We start from the raw sequence: 19,904 nt of genomic DNA, 5'->3' as shown, positions 1-19,904 counted from the left end.
CAGGCGGAGGCGTGCGGTACACGGTGTCACGGGCCCTTCCCGCGCCACTGGGCACCCTCGTCGCGGTGGCCACGACCCTGGCAGGAGCACAGTTGTGGACTGGTTCACCGCACCCGACTACTGGCTGAGCCGGCTGGTCCTCCAGCGCGCGCTCGCCGGTGTCTACCTGGTCGCGTTCCTGGTGACCGCCCTGCAGTTCCGGGCCCTGCTGGGCGAGCGCGGCATGCTGCCGGTCCCCCGCTTCACCGCGCGGGTGCCCTTCCGGCGGGCGCCCAGCCTGTTCCACCTGCACTACTCCGACCGCTTCTTCGCGGCGGTCGCCTGGGCGGGCTGCGCGGTGTCGGCGGCCCTGCTCGCCGGGGTGGACTCGGCTCTGCCGCTGTGGGGCGGCATCCTGCTGTGGCTGGTGCCGTGGGCGCTGTACCTGTCGATCGTCAACGTGGGGCAGACCTGGTACTCCTTCGGCTGGGAGTCGCTGCTGCTGGAGACCGGCTTCCTGGCGGCCTTCCTCGGCAACGACGAGGTCGCGCCGCCCGTGGTCGTGCTGTTCCTGCTGCGCTGGATCCTGTTCCGGGTGGAGTTCGGGGCCGGGCTGATCAAGCTGCGGGGCGACGCGTGCTGGCGCAAGCTGACCTGCCTGGACTACCACCACGAGACCCAGCCGATGCCCGGCCCGCTGAGCTGGTTCTTCCACCACCTGCCGAAGCCGCTGCACCGCGCGGAGGTGGCCGCCAACCACCTGACCCAGCTCGCGGTGCCGTTCCTGCTGTTCACCCCGCAGCCGGTCGCCTCGGCCGCGGCCGCGCTGATGATCGTCACCCAGTTGTGGCTGGTGCTGTCCGGGAACTTCGCCTGGCTGAACTGGATCACCATCGTGCTGGCGCTGTCCGCGCTGCGGCTGCCCGCGACGGCGCCGTCCGTGCCCGCGGCCCCGCTCTGGTACGAGGTGCTGGTCCTGGCCGTCGCCGCGCTGCTGCTGTTCCTCAGCCACCGCCCGGTGCTGAACATGGTCTCCCGGCGCCAGGTCATGAACCGGTCCTTCGACCCGCTGCACCTGGTGAACACCTACGGCGCGTTCGGCAGCGTCAGCCGGATCCGGTACGAGGTGGTGATCGAGGGCACGCTGGACGACGCGCCGCGGGAGGACTCGCGGTGGCTGGAGTACGAGTTCAAGGGCAAGCCGGGCGACCCGCGGCACTGGCCGCGCCCCTTCGCGCCCTACCACCTGCGCCTGGACTGGCTGATGTGGTTCGCAGCGCTGTCCCCGGGCTACGCCGGCGACTGGTTCGGCGGGCTGGTGGAGCGGCTGCTGGAGAACGACCGCGACACCCTGAGGCTGCTGCGCCGCTCGCCCTTCCCGCGGGACACCCCGCCCCGGTTCGTCCGGGCCCGCCTCTTCCGCTACCGCTACACCACCTGGCGGGAGCTGCGGGCGACCGGGGCGTGCTGGGAGCGGACGTTCGTACGCGAGTACCTGCCGCCCACCCGGCTCGCGGGGGCGGCGGGGCGGTCCTAGGCGCGGCGACCGGCTCACAGACCGTGGACGCGGCGGTCGGTGCCCTCGTACGGGGCGGTGCGCTCGGCCGGGGCGAGCCGCCGGGTCACTTCCCGGCACGAGGTGGTGGGCGTCGACGGTCATGGCGGCTCCGGCGCGGCCTCGGTGGTGGACGAGCTGGTCGCGCCGGGGCACCGCCGGATCGTGCGCGTCGCGGGGCCGCCCGGCCTGGCGCACACCCGGCGCCGGATCGCCACGCTGCCCGCCGAGGCGCGGCGGCGCGGCCTCACCGGGGTCAGCTCGGTGACCACCGACAGCTCCGACGCGCAGGGCGCGGCGGTGACCCGCCGGGTGCTCGGCTGGTCACCGCCGCCGACCGCGCTGATCCACGACAACGACGTGATGGCCGTGGCGGGTCCGGCCGCCGCGGCCGACCCGGGCTTTTGCGGGCCGCGGGACGTGCCGGTCGGGTCCTGGGAGGACTCGGCGCTGTGCCGGATGGTCACGCCACGGCTGTCCGCGCTGTCCCGCGGCAGCGCCGGGTCCGGCCGGACCGCCGCGCGGGAGCTGATGGCCCTGCTGGACGGGGAGCGGGCACGGCGGTGGGCGTGCCGGTGCCCCGCCTCACCTCGCGCGGCAGCACCGGGGCGGCGTCCGCCGCCCGCCCGGACCCGCCGTCCCCGATCGCCCTCTGAGCCGGCGGGTCCCGCTCAGGGGGCGATCGGCGGCTGCCGCTTGTGCTCCGTGTCGCGGTAGCGGCGGACGATGGCGGCGAAGGCGGCCTCGTCGACCGGCCTGCCCTCGAGGAAGTCGTCGATGTCGTCGTAGGTGACGCCGAGCGCCTCCTCGTCGGGGACACCCGGGTTGAGGCTCTCCAGGTCGGCGGTGGGGACCTTGCCGACCAGCCCGGGCGGCGCGCCCATCTCCCGGGCGAGGGCCCGTACCCGCCGCTTGGTCAGGCCGGTGAGCGGCACCACGTCGGCCGCGCCGTCGCCGAACTTGGTGAAGAAGCCGGAGACGGCCTCGGCCGCCTGGTCCGTGCCCACGACCAGGCCGGCGTGCGCGCCCGCCACCGCGTACTGGGCGATCATGCGCTGCCGGGCCTTGATGTTGCCGTGCACGAAGTCCCGGTGGTGGGGGTCTCGGAAGACGGCGCCGCCGTCCAGCAGCGCCTCCAGCGCCGCGTCGCAGGCGGCCTTCACGTCGACGGTGAGGACCTTGTCGGGCTGGATGAAGTCGAGCGCCGCCTGCGCGTCGTGCTCGTCGGCCTGGGTGCCGTAGGGCAGCCGCATCGCGTAGAACGTCGCCTCCCGGCCCCCGGCGCGGGCCCGTTCGACGGCCAGTTGGCACAGCCGCCCCGCCGCCGTCGAGTCCACACCGCCGCTGATGCCCAGCACGAGCGAGCACAGATCGGTGGCGGTCAGCCGGTCGGCCAGGAAGGCCACCCGGCGCTCGGTCTCCTGCCGCACGTCGAAGTGTTCGCTCACCCGCAGTTCGCGGGCGATCGCGCGTTGCAGGGAGAAGGAAGTGGCGGCCGGGTCGGTCATGGGCGCTCCTCGCTGGCGTTTCTGGCACGGGTCGGGACACATGGACGCCGGTCCGCGGCGGGGGCGCCGCTGACCGGTTCCGCCTCCGGGTTCCCGTACCAAGACCGCTTAACGACCGCGGTTCGAAGCGTCCGTGGCGGCCGCGCCTCTCGACGTGCTGCGCCCGACCGTGCACAGTTCTCCCTGCGCGCTTCATTCATACCGACGAGTAACCAGGGAGTGCCCGTGACAAGCTGGGTCGGCCGGACCGCCGCCGAGATCGCCGCGGCCGTTCGCGACAAGGACGTCACGCCGCGGCAGGTGGTGGCGGAGCACCTCGCGCGGATCGAGCGGCTGGACGCCCGGATCGGGGCCTTCCGTACCGTGCGGGCCGAGGCGGCGCTGGCGGAGGCTGACGAGGTGGCGGCGCGGGCCGGTCTGGCCGGGCTGCCGCTCGCCGGCGTGCCGGTCGCGGTCAAGGACAACCTGGCGGTGCGCGGCGAGTCGCACCGCGACGGGTCCGCCGCGACGCCGGACGAACCGGCTGCCGAGGACCATGTGACGGTGGCCCGGCTGCGGGCGGCCGGGGCCGTGGTGGTGGGTCTGACGAACGTGCCCGAGCTGTGCGTCTTCGGCACCACGGAGGGCGTCCACGGCACCGCCCGCAACCCCTGGGACCTCACCCGCACGGCGGGCGGCTCCTCCGGCGGCAGCGCGGCCGCGGTGGCCGCGGGCCTGGTGCCGCTCGCGCTCGGCAACGACGGCATGGGCTCGCTGCGCATCCCGGCGGCCAACTGCGGGCTGGTCACGCTGAAGCCCGGGCACGGGGTGGTCCCGGCCGGGATCGGCAACGGCGACTGGTTCGGCATGTCGGAGAACGGCCCGCTGGCCACCACGGTCGCGGATCTGCGGCTGATGCTGTCGGTCCTCGCGGACACCGGGTTCCCGCGGCCCGCGCGGCGGACGCCGCTCAGGATCGCCGTAGGCCTGCGCAGCCCGCTCGCCGGGGTGAGTGTGAGCAGGCCGTACGCGGCCGCGGTCCGGGAGGCGGCCGGGGCGCTGGCCGGGGCGGGACACCGGGTCAGGCGCGCGGAGCCGCCCTATCCGCTCTCCCTCGCCGTGACCTCGCTGCGGCACTGGACGGCGGGTACGGCGGTGGACGCGGAGGCCCTCGACCCGGCGCTGCTGGCCCGGCGGACCCGGGTGCACGCGGCCGTGGGCCGCCGCTTCGTCGGGTCGGTGCGCACCGGGGACCAGCGCGAACGCCTGCGCGCCCGGCTGACCCCGTTCCTCACCGAGCACGACGTGCTGCTGACTCCGGCCCTCGCACGCCGCTCCCCGCGGGCCGCCGCCTGGCACGAGCGCGGCTGGCTGCGCAACGTCGTGGCGAACACCGCCTACTCGCCGTTCACCCCGCCGTGGAACCTGACCGGCTGGCCGGCGATGTCCGTCCCCGTCGGCGCGCTGCCGTCCGGCGCCCCGTGCGCCGTGCAGCTGGTGGCGCGGCCGGGGCGGGAGGCGGACCTGCTGGCCCTGGCGGAGGAGCTGGAGAGCCTGCGCCCGTGGACCCGGACGGCGCCCCTGCCGGACCCGGCCTGACCGGGCCGTACGGGGTGATGCGGCGGTCCGGTCCGCGGAACCCGGCATGGGCGTGAACTCGTCACGCCCATGTCCACGGGGGACCCTGTGGTCCGGGTGGTTCGGGTGGTCCGGGTGGTTCGGCCCGGCGGTCAGTCCACGCTGGGCAGGATGTGGGGTTCGGCGAGGTCTTCCTCATAACCCGCGAGGCGGATGGGGGCGGACCGGGCCCACACGTCGAGGCTGCCGAGTTCGCCGTGCCGCCGTCCGGCGCGCTCGCCGCGTTCCTTGGTGCGTTCGTCGAGGTTCGTCGTCTCCGGTGTCACCGCGCACTCCTTATGTGTCGGGCTCACCCTCGGGGCATACCGCACAGCTGCGCTATCCGGCGCTCGTGCCCGCTCGGGTCTGGATGGAAGGCCAGTTCGGACGCGGTGGCGCCGGTACGGACGATGGGTGTGGGTGGAACCCTGTACTGCTGTCCGCGGACTCCAGATTAACCAAATGAGCGGGCCGCCGCTCGATAGGGAGTGCAAACAAGGTGTAACTATCGTGAGTCGTCCGACCCCCCGATGCGTCTCAGAATGCAGCCGTTCGCCACAAATCGCATCACCCGATGGTCCGACTGAATCACCCACTCGGCCCATCGGGCGAACACGCCTTCGGGCCGAGTGGGCTCCTCGTCCGCCGGGGTGCGGGCCGGCTCACCACTTGCCGGGCGCGTAGTCCTTCATGAAGACGCCGTACAGGTCCTCGCCCGCCTCGCCGCGCACGATCGGGTCGTACACCCGGGCGGCGCCGTCGACCAGGTCCAGGGGCGCGTGGAAGCCGGCCTCGGCCAGCCGCAGCTTGTCGTAGTGCGGCCGCTCGTCGGTGATCCAGCCGGTGTCGACGGCGGTCATCAGGATGCCGTCCGTGTCGAACATCTCCTGGGCGCTGGTCCGCGTCACCATGTTCATGGCCGCCTTGGCGGCGTTGGTGTTCGGGTGCCCGGCGCCCTTGTAGCCGCGACTGAAGACGCCCTCCATCGCGGAGACGTTGACGACGTAGGCGCGGCCGCGGCCGGCCCGCCGCGCCGCCTCCGCCATCGCCGGGCGCAGCTTGCTGATGAGGATGAACGGCGCCGTGTAGTTGCAGAGCTGGGTCTCCAGCAGCTCCACCGGGGAGATCTGCTCGATGGTCTGCACCCAGGTGTTGGTGTCGACCACGTCGGGGACGAGGCCGCCCGCGTCGATGGCGGTGCCGTCCAGGTGGCGGGCGACGCTGGCGTTGCCCGCGACGAGGGCGAGGTCGGCGACCTTCTGCGCGTCCAGGCCGCTGATGCCGACGGGCAGCGCGGCTATGCCGTCGACGGCGCCGGAGTTGAAGGCGCCGATGACGTGGTGGGAGGGCAGTTCACCGGCGGGCAGCGGCGCGCTCTCCCCCTCCACCAGGGCGGCGTAGGCGGAGGGCAGCCGGCGCACGGTCTGCGTGGCGTTGTTGATCAGGATGTCGAGCGGACCCGCCTCGGCGACCTGCTCGGCCAGGGCCACGGCCTGCGCGGGGTCACGCAGGTCGATGCCGACGACCTCCAGCCGGTGCAGCCAGTCCGCCGAGTCCTCCATCGCCTTGAACCGGCGGATGGCGTCCTTGGGGAAGCGGGTGGTGACGGTCGTGTGCGCGCCGTCCCGCAGCAGCCGCAGCGCGATGTACATGCCGATCTTGGCGCGGCCGCCGGTGAGCAGGGCGCGCTTGCCGGTGAGGTCGGCGCGGGCGTCCCGCTTGGCCCGGTTCTCGTCGGCGCACTTCGGGCAGAGCTGGTGGTAGAAGTAGTCGACCTCGACGTAGCGCTGCTTGCAGACGTAGCAGGAGCGCGGGCGCTGGAGGATCCCCGCGACCCGGCCCTCCTCGATCTTGGAGGAGGGCAGGATGCCCTCGGTCTCGTCGTCGATGCGCTCGGCGGAGCCGGTGGCGGTGGCCTCCGTGACCGCGCGGTCGTGCGCGGTCTTGGCGGCCCGGCGCTCCTGGCGGCGGCGCTGCTTGACCGTGCGGTAGATGTGCGAGGTGGCACGGCGCACCGCGATCGCGTCGGGGTGGTCGACGTCGATGCGGTCCAGCTCCTCCAGCACGCTGAGGCACACGGCCAGCCGCTCGGGGTCGATACCCGGTCCGTGGACCATCTCGTCCATGGATGCGTCCGTGGGGACGGCCATGGCTGCCTCCATGGACACGGAACCGTCCTCTGTCACCGTCATCGCGCTGCCGCTTCCCTGCTCATCCGCGCAGCGCTCCGACTCGCGCCCGCTTTCGAAGCGGGAATTTTACGGAGCGGCCCACCGTAGGACCAAATGGCTTCGCCGGCCCCCACTCCCCGTCACCGACCCAACCCACTGGGCTGCGACGACACCCGTCCCGCCGGCGGCCTTGATCCCCCCGCGCCCGCACCGGCCGCGAGGCGGACCGGGAAGAAACCGCGTCGGGCCCCGCTGCAGGTCCGCCCCGAGGCGAACCGGAGCGGTGGCGGGGGTGGGACCCCGAGGCCCACTCGCGTCCAGGGGAGGAGGGCCGCGGGCCCGGCGCGCGTCCGGGACGCGGCCCCAGCCGGCCCCCGCACCGGGCCGCGCCCCGGCCGGAGGCCTTGGCTCAGGGCTCGCAGACCGCGAGCAGGTCGCGCACCTCCTCCGAGACGGCGCGGGCGAAGACGTCCAGGTCGGGCACGGCCCGGGCGTCGGCGACGAGGCCGTAGTGGACGTGCCCGCGGTACGTCGAGATGGCGACCGCCAGCGACTGCCCGGGGGCGAGCGGGGCCAGCGGATACACCTCCGTCAGGTCGTGACCGCCCAGCCGCAGCCCGAACCCCGGCAGCGGCACGCTGGTGACCAGGATGTCGAACCACAGCCGCGCGGCCTGGCCGACCAGCGGCCCGACGAGCCGGTGGCCGATGGCCGGCACGTGGTCGGCGAGCAGCGCGACCGCGCCGGCGCCCCGGTTCGGCCCCGCGTCCTTGTTGCGGACCATCGCGGTACGGACGACGTCGAGCCGGCGCAGCGGATCGGGGTCGTCCACCGGAAGCCGTATCAGGTACCCGGAGAGCCGGTTGCCCTGTGGGTGCGCGGTGCGCGGACGGCGCCGGGAGACCGGGATGAGGGCACGCGGCGCCACTCCCTCGGTCTTCTCGCCGCGCTCGTCCAGCCAGCGGCGCAGCGCGCCGGCGACGACGGCGATGAGCACGTCGTTCACGGTGCCCCCGGCGCTCTTGCGGACCCGGTGCACGTCGTCGATGTCGAGGACGACCCCGGCCGTGCGGCGGGTGCCGCTGGGCGCCGAGGTCAGCGCGGACGAGGGGCGCATGCCGAGGGTGGACCGGGCGAGCGAGGCGCCGATGTCCAGGGCCCGGCCCACGTCGGACAGCGCGCCCCGGACCAGGCCGGGCACCAGGCCGGGCAGTGCGCGCACGTCGGACAGGACGTCGGCGAGCGGGCCGCGCGGCGGCTCGAGGGCCCGCGGGGCGCGTTCGGGCAGGTCCACCGGGTCGAGCACGCCGGCGGCCAGCTTCAGCGCGCGCAGGCCGTCGGCGAGGGCGTGGTGGAACTTGAACAGCACGGCGAAGGAGACGCCGTCCTCGCCGGGCAGCACGTGCGCCTCCCACGGCGGGCGGTCGCGCTCCAGCGGCCGTTCCATCAGCCGGCCCGCGACCGCGTGGAAGTCGGCGGTCGGCGCGTGCAGGCGTACGTGGTCCAGCGGGTCGAAGTCGGGGGCGGGCTCACGGGTGGCGCCGCCGAACGCCAGCGGCTGCCAGGTGTCCCGGATGCGCATGCGCAGGCCCGGCACGGCGGCGGCGCGGGCGGCCAGCAGGTCGGCCGCGTGCGCGCCCGCGGTGGGCGAGTGCGCGCCGAACACGCCGAGCGCGCCCAGGTGCATCGGGTGCCGTTCCGACTCGATGTTCCAGAAGGCCAGGTCGAGGGGAGCGAGCGGGTCGGAGGTCAAGGCTTGCCTCGCACGTCGACGAAGGGGTGAAACCAGAAGTGAAACCCCGAGGGGTGATTACGGTCAAGTACGACCGCGCTACAGACAGTTAACGGCATATTAAGTCCCGCCCCGGCCGGGAGGGGCGGGACTCGCGAGACAGCCGAGGTCGGCCGCGGTCACTTCAGTACGGGGGGCGCGGCCGAGGGCGCCGTACCCCACTCGGACGGGCGCGGGCCGACCGTGAACGCGAGCGTGCGCAGGGAGCGCAGCGCGGCGGTGCGCAGATAGGTCCGCGCGTGCGGGGCGCCGTCCGTGCGGACGCCCTGGATGTACCGGTCGGCGGCCGAGGTGCCGGGGGCGGTGACGGTGAGCCGTCCGCCGGGCCAGAAGCGGCGGTCGAGGGTGAGGTCGACCCGGTCGAACACCGGGGTGGACAGGCCCCAGGTGTCGTAGCCGGGCTGGATCGGGAAGAGTCCGACGGAGGACAGGACGTTCCAGGCGGACATGGTGCCCAGGTCGTCGTTGCCGGTCATGCCGGTGGGTCCGTCGGTGAAGAGGGTCAGCGCCGCGTGCACCACGTCGGTTGTCTTCCACGGCTGACCGGTCGACAGGTACGTGTAGGGCGCGGTGAGGTCGGGCTCGTTCATCGGGTTGTACTTGTCGGCGTTGTAGTAGGCGTAAGCGTCGCCGTGCACCCACACCTCGCGGGCGGTGCGCCCGGGGTCGGCCAGCAGCCGGTCGTAGGCGAAGAAGCCGTCCAGGCGGTCGTTGGCCGCGCGCTCGCCGCCGATCAGGCGGACCACGCCGGGCAGGTCGTGCGGCACCAGCCACTGATACTGCCAGGCGGTTCCCTCGTGGAAGCCGGGCGCGCGGGCCGGGTCGGACGTGCCGGTGAAGGCGCCGGCGGCGTCGCGGGGGCGGAAGAAGCCGGTCGCGGGGTCGAAGAGGGTCCGGTAGTTCTGGGCGCGGGCGGCGTAGCGGGCGGCGTCCGCGCGGTGCCCGAGGCCGCGGGCCATCTGGGCGAGCACGGCGTCGGCGAGGGCGTACTCGAGGGTGACGGAGGCGCCGTGGTGGTAGTCGGAGTCGCCCATCTTGGCGAGCGGGCGGTTCCAGACGTAGGGCGCGAAACCGTGCGCGAGGTACTCGGCGTTGGCCTCACGCCCGATGCCCGGATAGGCGGCGGGCGGCACGCCGTCGGCGTTCTTCCTGAGCGCGCGGTAGGCCCGCTCCTCGAAGCCCTTCAGCAGTCCCGTCTGGTACGCGGTGGTCAGGAACGGGGTGACCGGGTCGCCGCTCATCACGTTCGTCTCGACCGGCCCGTAGCCCCACTTGGGCAGCCAGCCGCCGTCCTCGTCCACCTGCACCACCGACCGGGCCATGTCGCGGGCCTCACGGGGCGCGAGCAGGGCGAGGAGCTGGGCCTGGGTGCGGTAGGTGTCCCACAGCGACCAGTTCTGGTAGTACGTGTAGCCCCGCGCGCGGTGGACGCGGCGGTCCCAGCCGAGGTAGCGGCCGTCGGCGTCGCTGCCGGCGTTGGGCGCGAGGAACGAGCGGTACAGCGAGGAGTAGAAGGTCCGGCGCAGCGCCGGCGCGCCGCCCCGGACGCGGACGGTGGCGAGCCGCCGCTCCCACTCCTCGCGGGCCCTGCGCCGCACGGTGTCGAAGGACCGGCCGCCCTCGGCCCGCAGGTTGGCGGCCGCGCCGTCCGCGTCGACGTACGACAGGGCGGTGGTCGCCTCGACGGTACGGTCCCGAGTCGTGTCGAAGCGGACGAAGGCGCCGCCGCCGCCGGTGCGGGCGCCCTCGGTGACCGTCGGTCCGTCCCAGGTGCCGTACGCGGTGAACGGGCGGCTGAAGCGGGTGATCGTGTGGACGGTGTAGGGGCCGGTGTCCCGGCAGAAGCCGTGGCCGGTGATCTCCGTGCGCACGGTGCGGTCGTCGAGGATCTCCACCTTGCTGCCGCCCGGCCGGTGCAGCGCCTGGGCGGCGTTCAGCAGCACGTTGGCCCGGCCGGTGGCCGGGAAGGTGTAGCGCTGCACTCCGGTGCGCGCCGTCGCGGTCAGCTCGGCGCGGATGCCGGAGTCGAGGCCGACGCGGTAGTAGCCGGGGCTCGCGTCCTCGTCAGCGTGGCGGAACCCCGCGGCGTACTGGGCGTAGTCCGTCCGCGTGACGTCGCCGGTGGTGGGCAGCACGGGCAGGTCGCCGCCGATCCGGCAGCCGACGCCGGACAGGTGGACCAGCGAGAAGCCGCGGATCCGGTTCTGCGTGTAGTCGTAGCCGGTGTTGTGCCCGGTGTCCGGGGAGAGCTGCACCATGCCGAAGGGCACGGCCGCGCCGGGGAAGGTGTTGCCCTCGTCCTGGCTCCCGATGAAGGGGTTGACCAGGTCGGTGAGGTGGCCGTCGGTCCGCTCGGCGGCCCGTGCGGCGGGGGTGGCGATCAGCGTGGACGCTGCCATCACCCCGGCCAGGCACAGCCGTGTGCGCCGGGTCCCTCTCATGTCGGATGACCTCCGATGGTTCGACATCGCTGCCTGCATCGTGGCGGGCGAACGAGGCGAACCCGGGCATTCCAGGAGGGTGATGCTCAACGCGTCGCGACGACGCGTTCCGGCGGGGCGCCGGTCAGTCGACCCGCTGCCCCTTGCCCAGGGCGATCACACCGCCCTTGGAGACGGTGTACAGCTCCGCGTCCCGCTCGGGGTTGACGCCGATCGTCGCGCCGGGCGGGACCTCGACGTTCTTGTCGAGCACGGCGCCGCGCACCACCGCGCCCCGGCCGATGCGCACGTTGTCGTGGAGCACCGAGCCCTGGACGACGGCGCCCGGATCGACCCGTACCCCCGGCGACAGCACGGAGCGGGTGACCTGACCGCGGATCAGGCAGCCGGCGCTGATGATGGACTCGCTCGCGATGCCGCCCGCGTTGAACCGCGCCGGGGAGAGCTGGTAGGAGTGCGTGTAGATGGGCCACTGACGGTTGTACAGGTTGAAGGCGGGGCGCTCGGCTATCAGGTCCATGTGCGCCTCGTAGTAGGCGTCGAGCGTGCCGACGTCCCGCCAGTAGCCCTGGTCCCGGGTGGTCTCGCCGGGGACGTGGTTCTGGCTGAAGTCGTAGAGCTGCGCCTCCCCGCGGGCGGTGAGCTGGGGCAGGATCGAGCCGCCCATGTCGTGCACGGACTGGCTGTCGTCCGCGTCCCGCTGCAGCGCCTCGATGAGGGCCTTGGTGGTGAAGACGTAGTTGCCCATCGAGGCGAACACGCACTCGGGGTCGTCGGTGAGGCCGGGCGGGTCGGCCGGCTTCTCCAGGAAGCGCTCCACGGTGCGGCCGTCCGAGCCAGGTGTGATCACCCCGAAGGAGGAGGACTCCGAGCGCGGCACCCGGATACCGGCCACCGTCACGCCCGCGCCGCCCTCGATGTGCTGGCGGAGCATCTGCCGCGGGTCCATCCGGTAGACGTGGTCGGCGCCGAACACGGCCACGTACTCGGGCTGTTCGTCGTACACGAGGTTCAGCGACTGCAGGATGGCGTCGGCGCTGCCCAGGTACCAGCGCGGGCCGAGCCGCTGCTGGGCGGGGACCGGCGTGACGTAGTTGCCCAGCAGGCTGGACATCCGCCAGGTGGTGGTGATGTGCCGGTCGAGCGAGTGCGACTTGTACTGGGTCAGCACGCAGATGCGCAGCACGTCGGCGTTGACGAGGTTGGACAGGACGAAGTCGACGAGCCGGTAGGTGCCGCCGAAGGTGACCGCTGGTTTGGCGCGGTCGGCGGTGAGCGGCATCAGGCGCTTGCCCTCCCCGCCCGCCAGCACGATGCCGAGTACCGAAGGCCCACCACGACGCATGACGGCTCCCCTCACCCCTGGTTCCACATGGATGCCCCGAGCGGGCCGGACTAAGCCTGCTTGAGGATCTCCGCGTAGAGTCCGGCGGTCCGCCGGGCCACCGCGTCCCAGCCGAACTCGCCCGTTGCGCGCAGCCGTCCGGCCTCCCCCATCCGGCCGGCGGCCGCCGGATCGCCGAGCACGGTGTCCAGCGCCCGGGCGAGGTTCGCCTCGAAGTCGTCGTCGACGTCGACCAGCAGGCCGGTGTGCCCGTCGTCCACGACCTCCGGGATGCCGCCGACCCGGGAGGCCACGACCGGCGTACCGCAGGCCATCGCCTCCAGGTTGACGATGCCGAGCGGTTCGTACACCGAGGGGCAGACGAACACGGCGGCCCGGGTGAGGAGCTGGATCACCTCCGGGCGGGGCAGCATCTGCGGTATCCAGAGCACGCCGGCACGGACCCGGCTCAGCTCCTCGTACAGCTCGCGGAACTCCCGGTCGATCTCCGGGGTGTCGGGCGCGCCCGCGCACAGCACCACCTGGGTGCCGGGGTCGATGTCCCGCACCGCGCGCAGCAGATGCGGCACGCCCTTCTGCCGGGTGATCCGGCCGACGAACAGCACGTACGGGCGGGTGGGGTCGACGCCGTGCCGGAGCAGGGCGTCGATGCCGGGGTCCGGGCGGTAGAGGGCGGTGTCGATGCCGTTGTGCACGATGTGCACCCGGTCCGGGTCGAGGGCCGGGTAGCAGGCGAGGATGTCCTCGCGCATCGCCCCGGACACGGCGATCACCGCGTCGGCCGCCTCGATCGCGGTGCGCTCGGTCCAGCTCGACAGCGCGTACCCGCCGCCCAGCTGCTCGGCTTTCCAGGGGCGCAGGGGCTCCAGCGAGTGGGCGGTCACCACGTGCGGGACGCCGTACTGGAGCTTGGCGAGGTGCCCGGCGAGATTGGCGTACCAGGTGTGGGAGTGGACGAGTTCGCGGCCCTCCAGGGCGGCGGCGATGGAGAGGTCCACGGAGAAGGTGCGCAGCGCGTCGTTGGCGCCGTCCAGCGCGGACCAGGGGCGGTGGCGCACGACGCCCGCTGCGCGCCCCTCGCCCCAGCAGTGCACCTCCAGGTCCACCAGCGCGGCCAGTTCACGGGCCAGGAACTCCACATGGACGCCCGCGCCGCCGTACACGTCCGGGGGGTACTCCCGGGTCAGCAGTCCCACTCGCACCCGACAACCCCCAGGTCTCGTCCGTACGTTGCCCTTCATGGTCACCCAGATGCGGCGCGCGGGGAAGAGCGCGGCGGCCGGGTGAAGCAGCAGTCGCCGCAGACTCCGCCCCCGGGCACCCGGTAGTACAGGCAGCAGCTGCGGCGGCGGAACGCCGTCGCCGTGCCGGTGACGGTGCCGGTGCCGCGCAGCAGCGGATGGGCGAAGAGACCGTCGGTGAGGACGCGGGCCCGCTGCGCCACGTCGGTACGGCCGTTGGCGCGGGCCCAGCGGTCCAGTTCCCGCGCCGCGCCGGCGAGCGCGGAGCCGGCGTTGCCCCGCAGCAGTCCGGCCGCGATCCCGTAACGGGTCCTCAGGGCCACCCCTAGGGGTTCCAGATGGCCGTGCAGCACGGTGTCCGCGAGCGTGGCGGCGTCCCCGGGCAGCGGGCGCACCTCGGTCAGCCACAGGTCGTCCGGGGCCGCGGCGGCCGGGTCCCAGCGCAGCAGCCGGGGGTCGAGGCCGGGCAGCCGGCCGTACAGCGCGGCGCAGCCCAGGGCCACGGACCACAGCCGGGCGGCGAGCCCCTGCTGGCTGATGGAGGCGGAAACCCGCGGCTCAGGGGCGCGCAGCCGGCCGGCGACGGTCGCGACCCGGAGCGCCAGCGCGTCGTGTCGGGCCTCCGGCGCCGTGGCCGCGTACGTCTCCGCGAGGGTCGCGAGGCCTTCGGGCGCCGGCCCGGCCGGGGCCGCGGCGGTGCGCAGCACGAAGAAGCCGCCCAGCGGGCGGAGCGCGGCGAGTTCGGGGTCGAGGTCCACGGACAGCACTACTACCAACCCCCGGACGCCGCCGCGGAACCGGGGTCCGCCGCCCGCTCGCACCCGTCTCGGGGATGATCGGGGCGCAGGTGTACTCCATCGGCAGTATGACCCATTGCGTGCTCAGGGACGACGACGGGAACGGGCCCGGGCGGGCAGAGTGTTCGCCATGACCGCCGACCGTACGCCGCGCCGGGCCCAGGGGGCCCGCCCCGCGCGAAGGAGCCGCAGATGAGCGCCCTCGCGCTGTCCGTGCTGCTGTCGTTCGTCTCCGCCGTCGCCTACGCGGGCGGGGCCATCGTGCAGGAGCAGGTCGCGGTGTCGTGCCCCGACGGGTCGTACGTGCCGCTGCGCCGGGCCGGCTGGTGGGCGGCGCTGGCGCTGAACGGCCTCGGCGGCGTGCTGCACGTCGTGGCGCTGGCCTGCGGCCCGCTCAGCCTGGTGCAGCCGCTGGGCGCGCTGACCATCGTCTTCGCCCTGCCCATGGCGGCGCTGTTCGTCGGCCGCAGGGCCGGGGCGGCCGCCTGGCGGGGCGCGGTCATGGCCACCGTGGGCCTCGCGGGCCTGCTGTCCCTGGTCGGTTCGGCCGACGCGCAGTCCCTCGGCCCGGCCGAGCGGGTGGCCGTCGCGCTGGTCACCGGCGGGGCGGTCACGGCGCTGACCTGCGCGGGCCTGGCCGTGCACCGGCACCCCGCCGTGCGCAGCGTGCTGCTCGCCACCGCCTCCGGCACGGCGTTCGGCATGTCGTCGGTGTTCACCAAGACCGTCGCGGTCGACTGGAGCCACGGGATCGACCTCGGCGACCTGCCCTCCCTCGCGGTGATCGGCGCGTTCGCGACGGCCGGCGTCATGCTCTCCCAGGCCTCCTACCGGGGCGGCGGCCTCGCCGCCCCGCTGGCCACGGCCACCGTGGTCAATCCGGTGCTGGCGGCGGCGGTCGGCGTCCTGATGTTCGGCGAGACGTTCCGGCACGGCAGTGCGGGCACCGTGCTGGCGCTCGGCTGCGCGGCGGTGACCGCGGGCGGCCTGATCCTCCTCACCACCGAGCGGCTCGAGCGCACGCCCGCCGCGGCCGGGGCCGGGCCGGCGGAGACGGGCCCGGAGCGCAAGGGCCCGACGCGGGAGGGACCCGTCCGCTCGAACCCGGAGGGCTCGGCCCGGACCGGCCCGGCCCGGGCGAACCCGGTTCCGGCGGGCCCCGCCCCGGCGCGCTCCGCTGACGCGGGCCTGCCCGAGGGCGACTTGGCACCGGCCGTCCCGGAGGACGTACGGGTGCCGGGGGACGTACGGGTGCCCGGCGACGCCCTCGGCGCCGCCTGGGACGACACGCCGTACGTCCCGCTGTGCGCGAACATCTACGCCCCGCCGTCCGTGCTGAACGCACACCGGGCGCGGGTCAGATCCTGACGCCGCCGGCCCGGAGGAAGGCGATCGGGTCGATGTCGGAGCCGAAGCCGGGCCCGGTCCGCACCTCGAAGTGCAGGTGCGGGCCCGTGACGTTCCCGGTGGACCCCGACCGGCCGATGCGCTGGCCCGTGGCGACGCTCTGCCCGGCCCGCACGGAGATCGCCGACAGGTGGGCGTACTGGGTGTAGTGCCCGCCCGCGTGCCGGATCACCACCTGGTAGCCGTAGGAGCCGCCCCAGCCCGCGGACACCACCTGTCCGGCCCCCGCCGCCTCGACGCTGGTACCGGTCGGCACCAGGAAGTCGACGCCCGTGTGGTAGCCCTTCGACCAGTGCGACCCGGCAACGTGGTAGCCGGTGCCGATGCCCGCGTGCACCGGGGCGGTGAACGAGTGTCCGCCGGACGGCGCCGGATGCGTCCTGTGCTCCGCGTGCCCGGTCCGGCCCGAGTGGCCCTTCTTCTCCGCGGGTCTCTCCGCGGGCTTCTTCTCCGCGGGTCTCTTCCTCGAAGGCTCCTTCTTCTTCGGGGACTTCGACTTGGACGCGGTGTCGGTGTGCGGCCGGGTGCCGGAGGCCGGGGACGCGGTGGCGCGCAGGCCGAGCCGCTGGCCCGGCAGGATGAGGTCGGGGTCGGAGCCGATGACGGCCCGGTTGCCCTCGTAGAGCTGCCGCCAGCCGCCCCGGACGTGCTGCTCGCCCGCGATGCCGGACAGCGTGTCGCCCCGCACCACGGTGTACATCTCGGCCCGGCCCGCCCGGGACTGCGGGGTCGTCTGCGGCTTCACGTCCCGCACGTCCCGCTTGGGACCGGTCCTGGCCGGCCGGCTCGCGGCGCCGTCGGTGTGCACGTCCGGAGCGGCGCCGCCCCGGCTCAGGCCGGCCCGTACCGAGCACGCCGGCCACGCCCCGGGCCCCTGGCCGTCGAGGACGTGTTCGGCGACGGCCATCTGCTGGTCCGGGGTGGCGAGGTCGGCGCGCGGCGCGTACCGGGCGCCGCCGTAGGCCTCCCAGGTGGACTGGGTGAACTGCAGCCCGCCGTAGTAGCCGTTACCGGTGTTGATGTGCCAGTCCCCGCTGGACTCGCAGGCGGCGACCTTGTTCCAGGTCGCCGCGTCGGCCGCGTCGGCGGTGCCCGCGGCGACCAGCGGGATCGCGAGTCCGGCGCCGCCCGCCGTGACGGTCAGTGAGGCGCGGTTGATCCTGTTCGGCTGGTACCGGCGATGCCGGCCGCGTACGGCCATGTCCGAAATCCCCTCGGCATGCGTCAGGAGCGGCAAAAGTAAGCGCCACGAACAGGCCATGACAAGACGGGAAATCGGCCTCCTGTCCGCCGCAAGTGGCCGGTAAGGAACCTTCCTTGGCGGTACCTGTGGCCACGGTGAGCCGACCGGCGCGTTCCGTGCGTAAACAAGCGTGGCGGGTCGGATGTGCGCTCGCCGTGGCGGCGCGTCAGGATGGGCGAGGGTCCGCACCGACGGAGCCGCAGTCACGAGGCAGCTAGGGAGCAGGCGGTATGAGCACTTCAGCGCAGATCGGCGTCACCGGGCTCGCGGTCATGGGCCGCAACCTCGCCCGGAACTTCGCGCGCAACGGCTACACGGTCGCCGTGCACAACCGTACGGCGTCGCGGACGCACGCGCTGGTGGAGGAGTTCGGTCACGAGGGCGACTTCATCGCGGCCGAGACCGCCAAGGATTTCGTCGCGGCGCTGGAGCGTCCGCGCCGGCTGGTCGTCATGGTGAAGGCCGGCGGGCCCACGGACGCGGTGATCGAGGAGTTCGCGCCGCTGCTGGAGCCCGGTGACATGATCATCGACGGTGGCAACGCGCACTTCGCGGACACCCGCCGCCGGGAGAAGGCGCTGCGCGAGCAGGGCATCCACTTCGTGGGCATGGGCGTCTCCGGCGGCGAGGAGGGCGCGCTGCACGGGCCGAGCATCATGCCGGGCGGCCCGAAGGAGTCCTACGACTCCCTCGGCCCGATGCTGGAGAAGATCGCCGCCAAGGCGAAGGACGGGGCGCCCTGTGTGACGCACGTCGGCCCGGACGGCGCCGGTCACTTCGTGAAGATGGTGCACAACGGCATCGAGTACGCCGACATGCAGCTCATCGGCGAGGCCTACCAGCTGCTGCGCGACGTCGCCGGGTACTCCCCCGCGCAGATCGCGGAGATCTTCCGCACCTGGAACACCGGGCGCCTGGACTCGTACCTGATCGAGATCACCGCCGAGGTGCTGTCCCACGTGGACGCGGCCACCGGGAAGCCGTTCGTGGACGTGGTCGTGGACCAGGCCGAGCAGAAGGGCACCGGCCGCTGGACGGTGCAGATCGCGCTGGACCTGGGCGTGCCGGTGTCGGGCATCGCCGAGGCGGTGTTCGCGCGCTCCCTGTCCGGTCACGCGGCGCTGCGCGAGGCGTCCCGGGGGCTGGCCGGACCGAAGCCGGCGCCGCTCGGCGAGGCGGAGGCCGCCGCCTTCGCCGACCGGGTGGAGCAGGCGCTGTACGCGTCCAAGATCGTGTCGTACACGCAGGGCTTCCACGAGATTGCGGCGGGCAGCGAGGAGTACCACTGGGACATCGACCTGGGCGCGGTCTCGGCGATCTGGCGCGGCGGCTGCATCATCCGGGCGGCCTTCCTGGACCGCATCCGCGCCGCGTACGACGCCCGGCCGGACCTGCCCAGCCTGCTGTCGGACGAGACGTTCGCGCAGGAGATCGCCGAGGCGCAGGACGACTGGCGCGAGGTGATCATCGCGGCCACCCGGCAGGGCGTGCCGACACCCGGCTTCGCGGCGGCACTCGCCTACTACGACGCCCTGCGCGCGGAGCGCCTGCCGGCGGCCCTGACGCAGGCGCAGCGGGACTTCTTCGGGGCGCACACCTATCGCCGGGTGGACCGGGACGGGTCCTTCCACACGCTGTGGGGCGGGGACCGGTCGGAGGTCCGCGCGTAGCGCTCCGCGGGGGGCGGCGTCTCCGGCATGGGCACACCGTCCACCCGCGCAGCTCCCTGGGCCTCAGGCCTTTCCGGCCTCCGGTCGGTGGCCGCCGGTCGGTGGCCGCTGACCGGGGTACGGGCTGAGGGGCGGGGCCGGGGCCGGGAGGGTCGGCTCCGGACCGGGACGGGGCCGCGAGAGTCGACTCCGGGACGGGACGGGGCGGCCAGGGTCGCTTCCGGACCGGCACAGGGCCGCGAGAGTCGGCTCCGGACGGGCACAGGGCCGCGAGAGTCGACTCCGGGACGGGACGGGGCGGCCAGGGTCGCTTCCGGACCGGCACAGGGCCGCGAGAGTCGGCTCCGGACGGGCACAGGGCCGCGAGAGTCGACTCCGGACCGGGGCTTGGCCCTCGGTTCCTTCTTCAGGTTCCGGTCGTCAGCGGCGGACCGGGGCCCGGGCTGAGGGCCCCGGTCCGGGCCTGGGGCGTCGGGGAAGGTAAGTGCTCCGGCGGCCGGGAGTCGGCTCGGGGCCCGCGCTTGGCCCTCGGCCCCGCCAGACCCCTCATCGTCAGCGGCTGGCCGCGGTGGAGGCGAGGCCGGGGCGGAACCTGGCCTTGGCCCTCGGCCCCTTCAGGTCCCGGTGGTCAGCGGCGGACCCGGTTCCGGGCTGGGGGTCGGATCAGGGCCCGGGGGGATCGGGGACGGTGAGGGCTCCGGCGGGCCGGGGGCCGGCGGCGCGGGAGGCGGTGTCGGTTCGGGACCCGGGGCCGGCGGCGTCGGCTCGGGCCCCGGGGCCGGGGGCGGGACCGGGCTCGGGTAGGGATCCGGCGGGGTGGGCCCCGGCGCCGGACCCGGACCCGGAGTCGGGCCGGGCGGTACGGGGTCGGGATGCGGACTCGTCATGGCTGGCCTCCGGCGGTCGCTGAACGTCGTCGCCTCTTGACTACTCCCCGCCTACCCGGGCCCCGCCCGGCCACTCACCCGACGGCGACACGTGACACGCCCAGGTGGAGGCGTCGGGCGCCCCCGGTGTGCGACGGCCTCTGCCGCCACTGCGTCGGCGGCAGCCCGGCGGCACGGCTCGACGCCCGGCAGCCCGCACCGTGACGAGGGCGGCCGGGGCCCCGTGCCGACCGCAGCCCTGGCCACGCCCCGCACTCAGTGCTCGGCAGCAC

The 19,904-nt window shown here is 74.2% G+C and carries 13 protein-coding genes and 1 pseudogene; 5 read left to right on the top strand and 9 right to left on the bottom strand.

The window, feature by feature from the left end; genetic code table 11:
* Nucleotides 1-94 precede the first annotated feature (94 nt).
* Nucleotides 95-1,516 carry a lipase maturation factor family protein gene (locus ACFQ9Z_RS10830; protein WP_383014156.1) on the top strand — a complete coding sequence of 474 codons (1,422 nt, stop codon included), beginning with the start codon at nt 95-97 and terminating at the stop codon, nt 1,514-1,516.
* Between the two features lie 138 nt (nt 1,517-1,654).
* Nucleotides 1,655-2,190 (top strand): annotated as a pseudogene (locus ACFQ9Z_RS10825) (substrate-binding domain-containing protein); the annotation flags it as partial.
* A gap of 15 nt (nt 2,191-2,205) precedes the next feature.
* Here ACFQ9Z_RS10825 and nadE read toward each other — a convergent pair.
* Nucleotides 2,206-3,042, bottom strand: a complete 837-nt coding sequence (nadE, locus tag ACFQ9Z_RS10820) for an ammonia-dependent NAD(+) synthetase (RefSeq protein ID WP_383014153.1) — start codon at nt 3,040-3,042, stop codon at nt 2,206-2,208.
* 225 nt (nt 3,043-3,267) lie between these two features.
* Here nadE and ACFQ9Z_RS10815 point away from each other — a divergent pair, with 225 nt between their 5' ends.
* On the top strand, nt 3,268-4,620 hold the full coding sequence (locus tag ACFQ9Z_RS10815; RefSeq protein ID WP_383014150.1) for an amidase: 1,353 nt from the start codon (nt 3,268-3,270) through the stop codon (nt 4,618-4,620).
* Between the two features lie 131 nt (nt 4,621-4,751).
* Here ACFQ9Z_RS10815 and ACFQ9Z_RS10810 read toward each other — a convergent pair whose 3' ends face one another.
* The 7 genes from ACFQ9Z_RS10810 to ACFQ9Z_RS10780 form a co-directional block, all read right to left on the bottom strand.
* Entirely contained in the window at nt 4,752-4,925 is a 174-nt protein-coding gene (locus tag ACFQ9Z_RS10810; RefSeq protein WP_383014147.1) for a hypothetical protein, read from the bottom strand.
* A gap of 375 nt (nt 4,926-5,300) precedes the next feature.
* Entirely contained in the window at nt 5,301-6,830 is a 1,530-nt protein-coding gene (locus ACFQ9Z_RS10805; RefSeq protein ID WP_383014144.1) for an SDR family NAD(P)-dependent oxidoreductase, read from the bottom strand.
* Between the two features lie 388 nt (nt 6,831-7,218).
* A complete protein-coding gene (locus tag ACFQ9Z_RS10800; protein ID WP_383014141.1) occupies nt 7,219-8,562 on the bottom strand; it encodes a wax ester/triacylglycerol synthase family O-acyltransferase in 1,344 nt (447 codons plus the stop codon).
* A gap of 158 nt (nt 8,563-8,720) precedes the next feature.
* On the bottom strand, nt 8,721-11,042 hold the full coding sequence (locus tag ACFQ9Z_RS10795; protein ID WP_383014138.1) for a GH92 family glycosyl hydrolase: 2,322 nt from the start codon (nt 11,040-11,042) through the stop codon (nt 8,721-8,723).
* A gap of 124 nt (nt 11,043-11,166) precedes the next feature.
* Nucleotides 11,167-12,387, bottom strand: a complete 1,221-nt coding sequence (gene glgC / locus ACFQ9Z_RS10790; RefSeq protein ID WP_383014134.1) for a glucose-1-phosphate adenylyltransferase — start codon at nt 12,385-12,387, stop codon at nt 11,167-11,169.
* A gap of 50 nt (nt 12,388-12,437) precedes the next feature.
* Complete coding sequence (gene glgA, locus ACFQ9Z_RS10785) at nt 12,438-13,589, bottom strand: glycogen synthase (protein WP_383014131.1); 1,152 nt, start codon at nt 13,587-13,589, stop codon at nt 12,438-12,440.
* A gap of 41 nt (nt 13,590-13,630) precedes the next feature.
* Nucleotides 13,631-14,386 carry a (2Fe-2S)-binding protein gene (locus ACFQ9Z_RS10780; protein WP_383014478.1) on the bottom strand — a complete coding sequence of 252 codons (756 nt, stop codon included), beginning with the start codon at nt 14,384-14,386 and terminating at the stop codon, nt 13,631-13,633.
* A 231-nt stretch (nt 14,387-14,617) separates the two neighbouring features.
* Between ACFQ9Z_RS10780 and ACFQ9Z_RS10775 the strand changes: the two genes are divergently transcribed.
* Nucleotides 14,618-15,793 carry a DMT family transporter gene (locus tag ACFQ9Z_RS10775; RefSeq protein ID WP_383014128.1) on the top strand — a complete coding sequence of 392 codons (1,176 nt, stop codon included), beginning with the start codon at nt 14,618-14,620 and terminating at the stop codon, nt 15,791-15,793.
* Here ACFQ9Z_RS10775 and ACFQ9Z_RS10770 read toward each other — a convergent pair.
* A complete protein-coding gene (locus ACFQ9Z_RS10770; RefSeq protein WP_383014125.1) occupies nt 15,783-17,033 on the bottom strand; it encodes a transglycosylase family protein in 1,251 nt (416 codons plus the stop codon). The two genes, ACFQ9Z_RS10775 and ACFQ9Z_RS10770, sit on opposite strands and share 11 nt — an antisense overlap.
* A gap of 272 nt (nt 17,034-17,305) precedes the next feature.
* Between ACFQ9Z_RS10770 and gndA the strand changes: the two genes are divergently transcribed.
* On the top strand, nt 17,306-18,745 hold the full coding sequence (gene gndA / locus ACFQ9Z_RS10765) for an NADP-dependent phosphogluconate dehydrogenase (protein WP_383014122.1): 1,440 nt from the start codon (nt 17,306-17,308) through the stop codon (nt 18,743-18,745).
* Nucleotides 18,746-19,904 lie beyond the last annotated feature (1,159 nt).

The sequence above is a fragment of the Streptomyces sp. NPDC056580 genome, from assembly GCF_042793175.1.
Taxonomy (GTDB): domain Bacteria; phylum Actinomycetota; class Actinomycetes; order Streptomycetales; family Streptomycetaceae; genus Streptomyces.
This window is presented reverse-complemented; position numbering and strand designations above follow the sequence as displayed.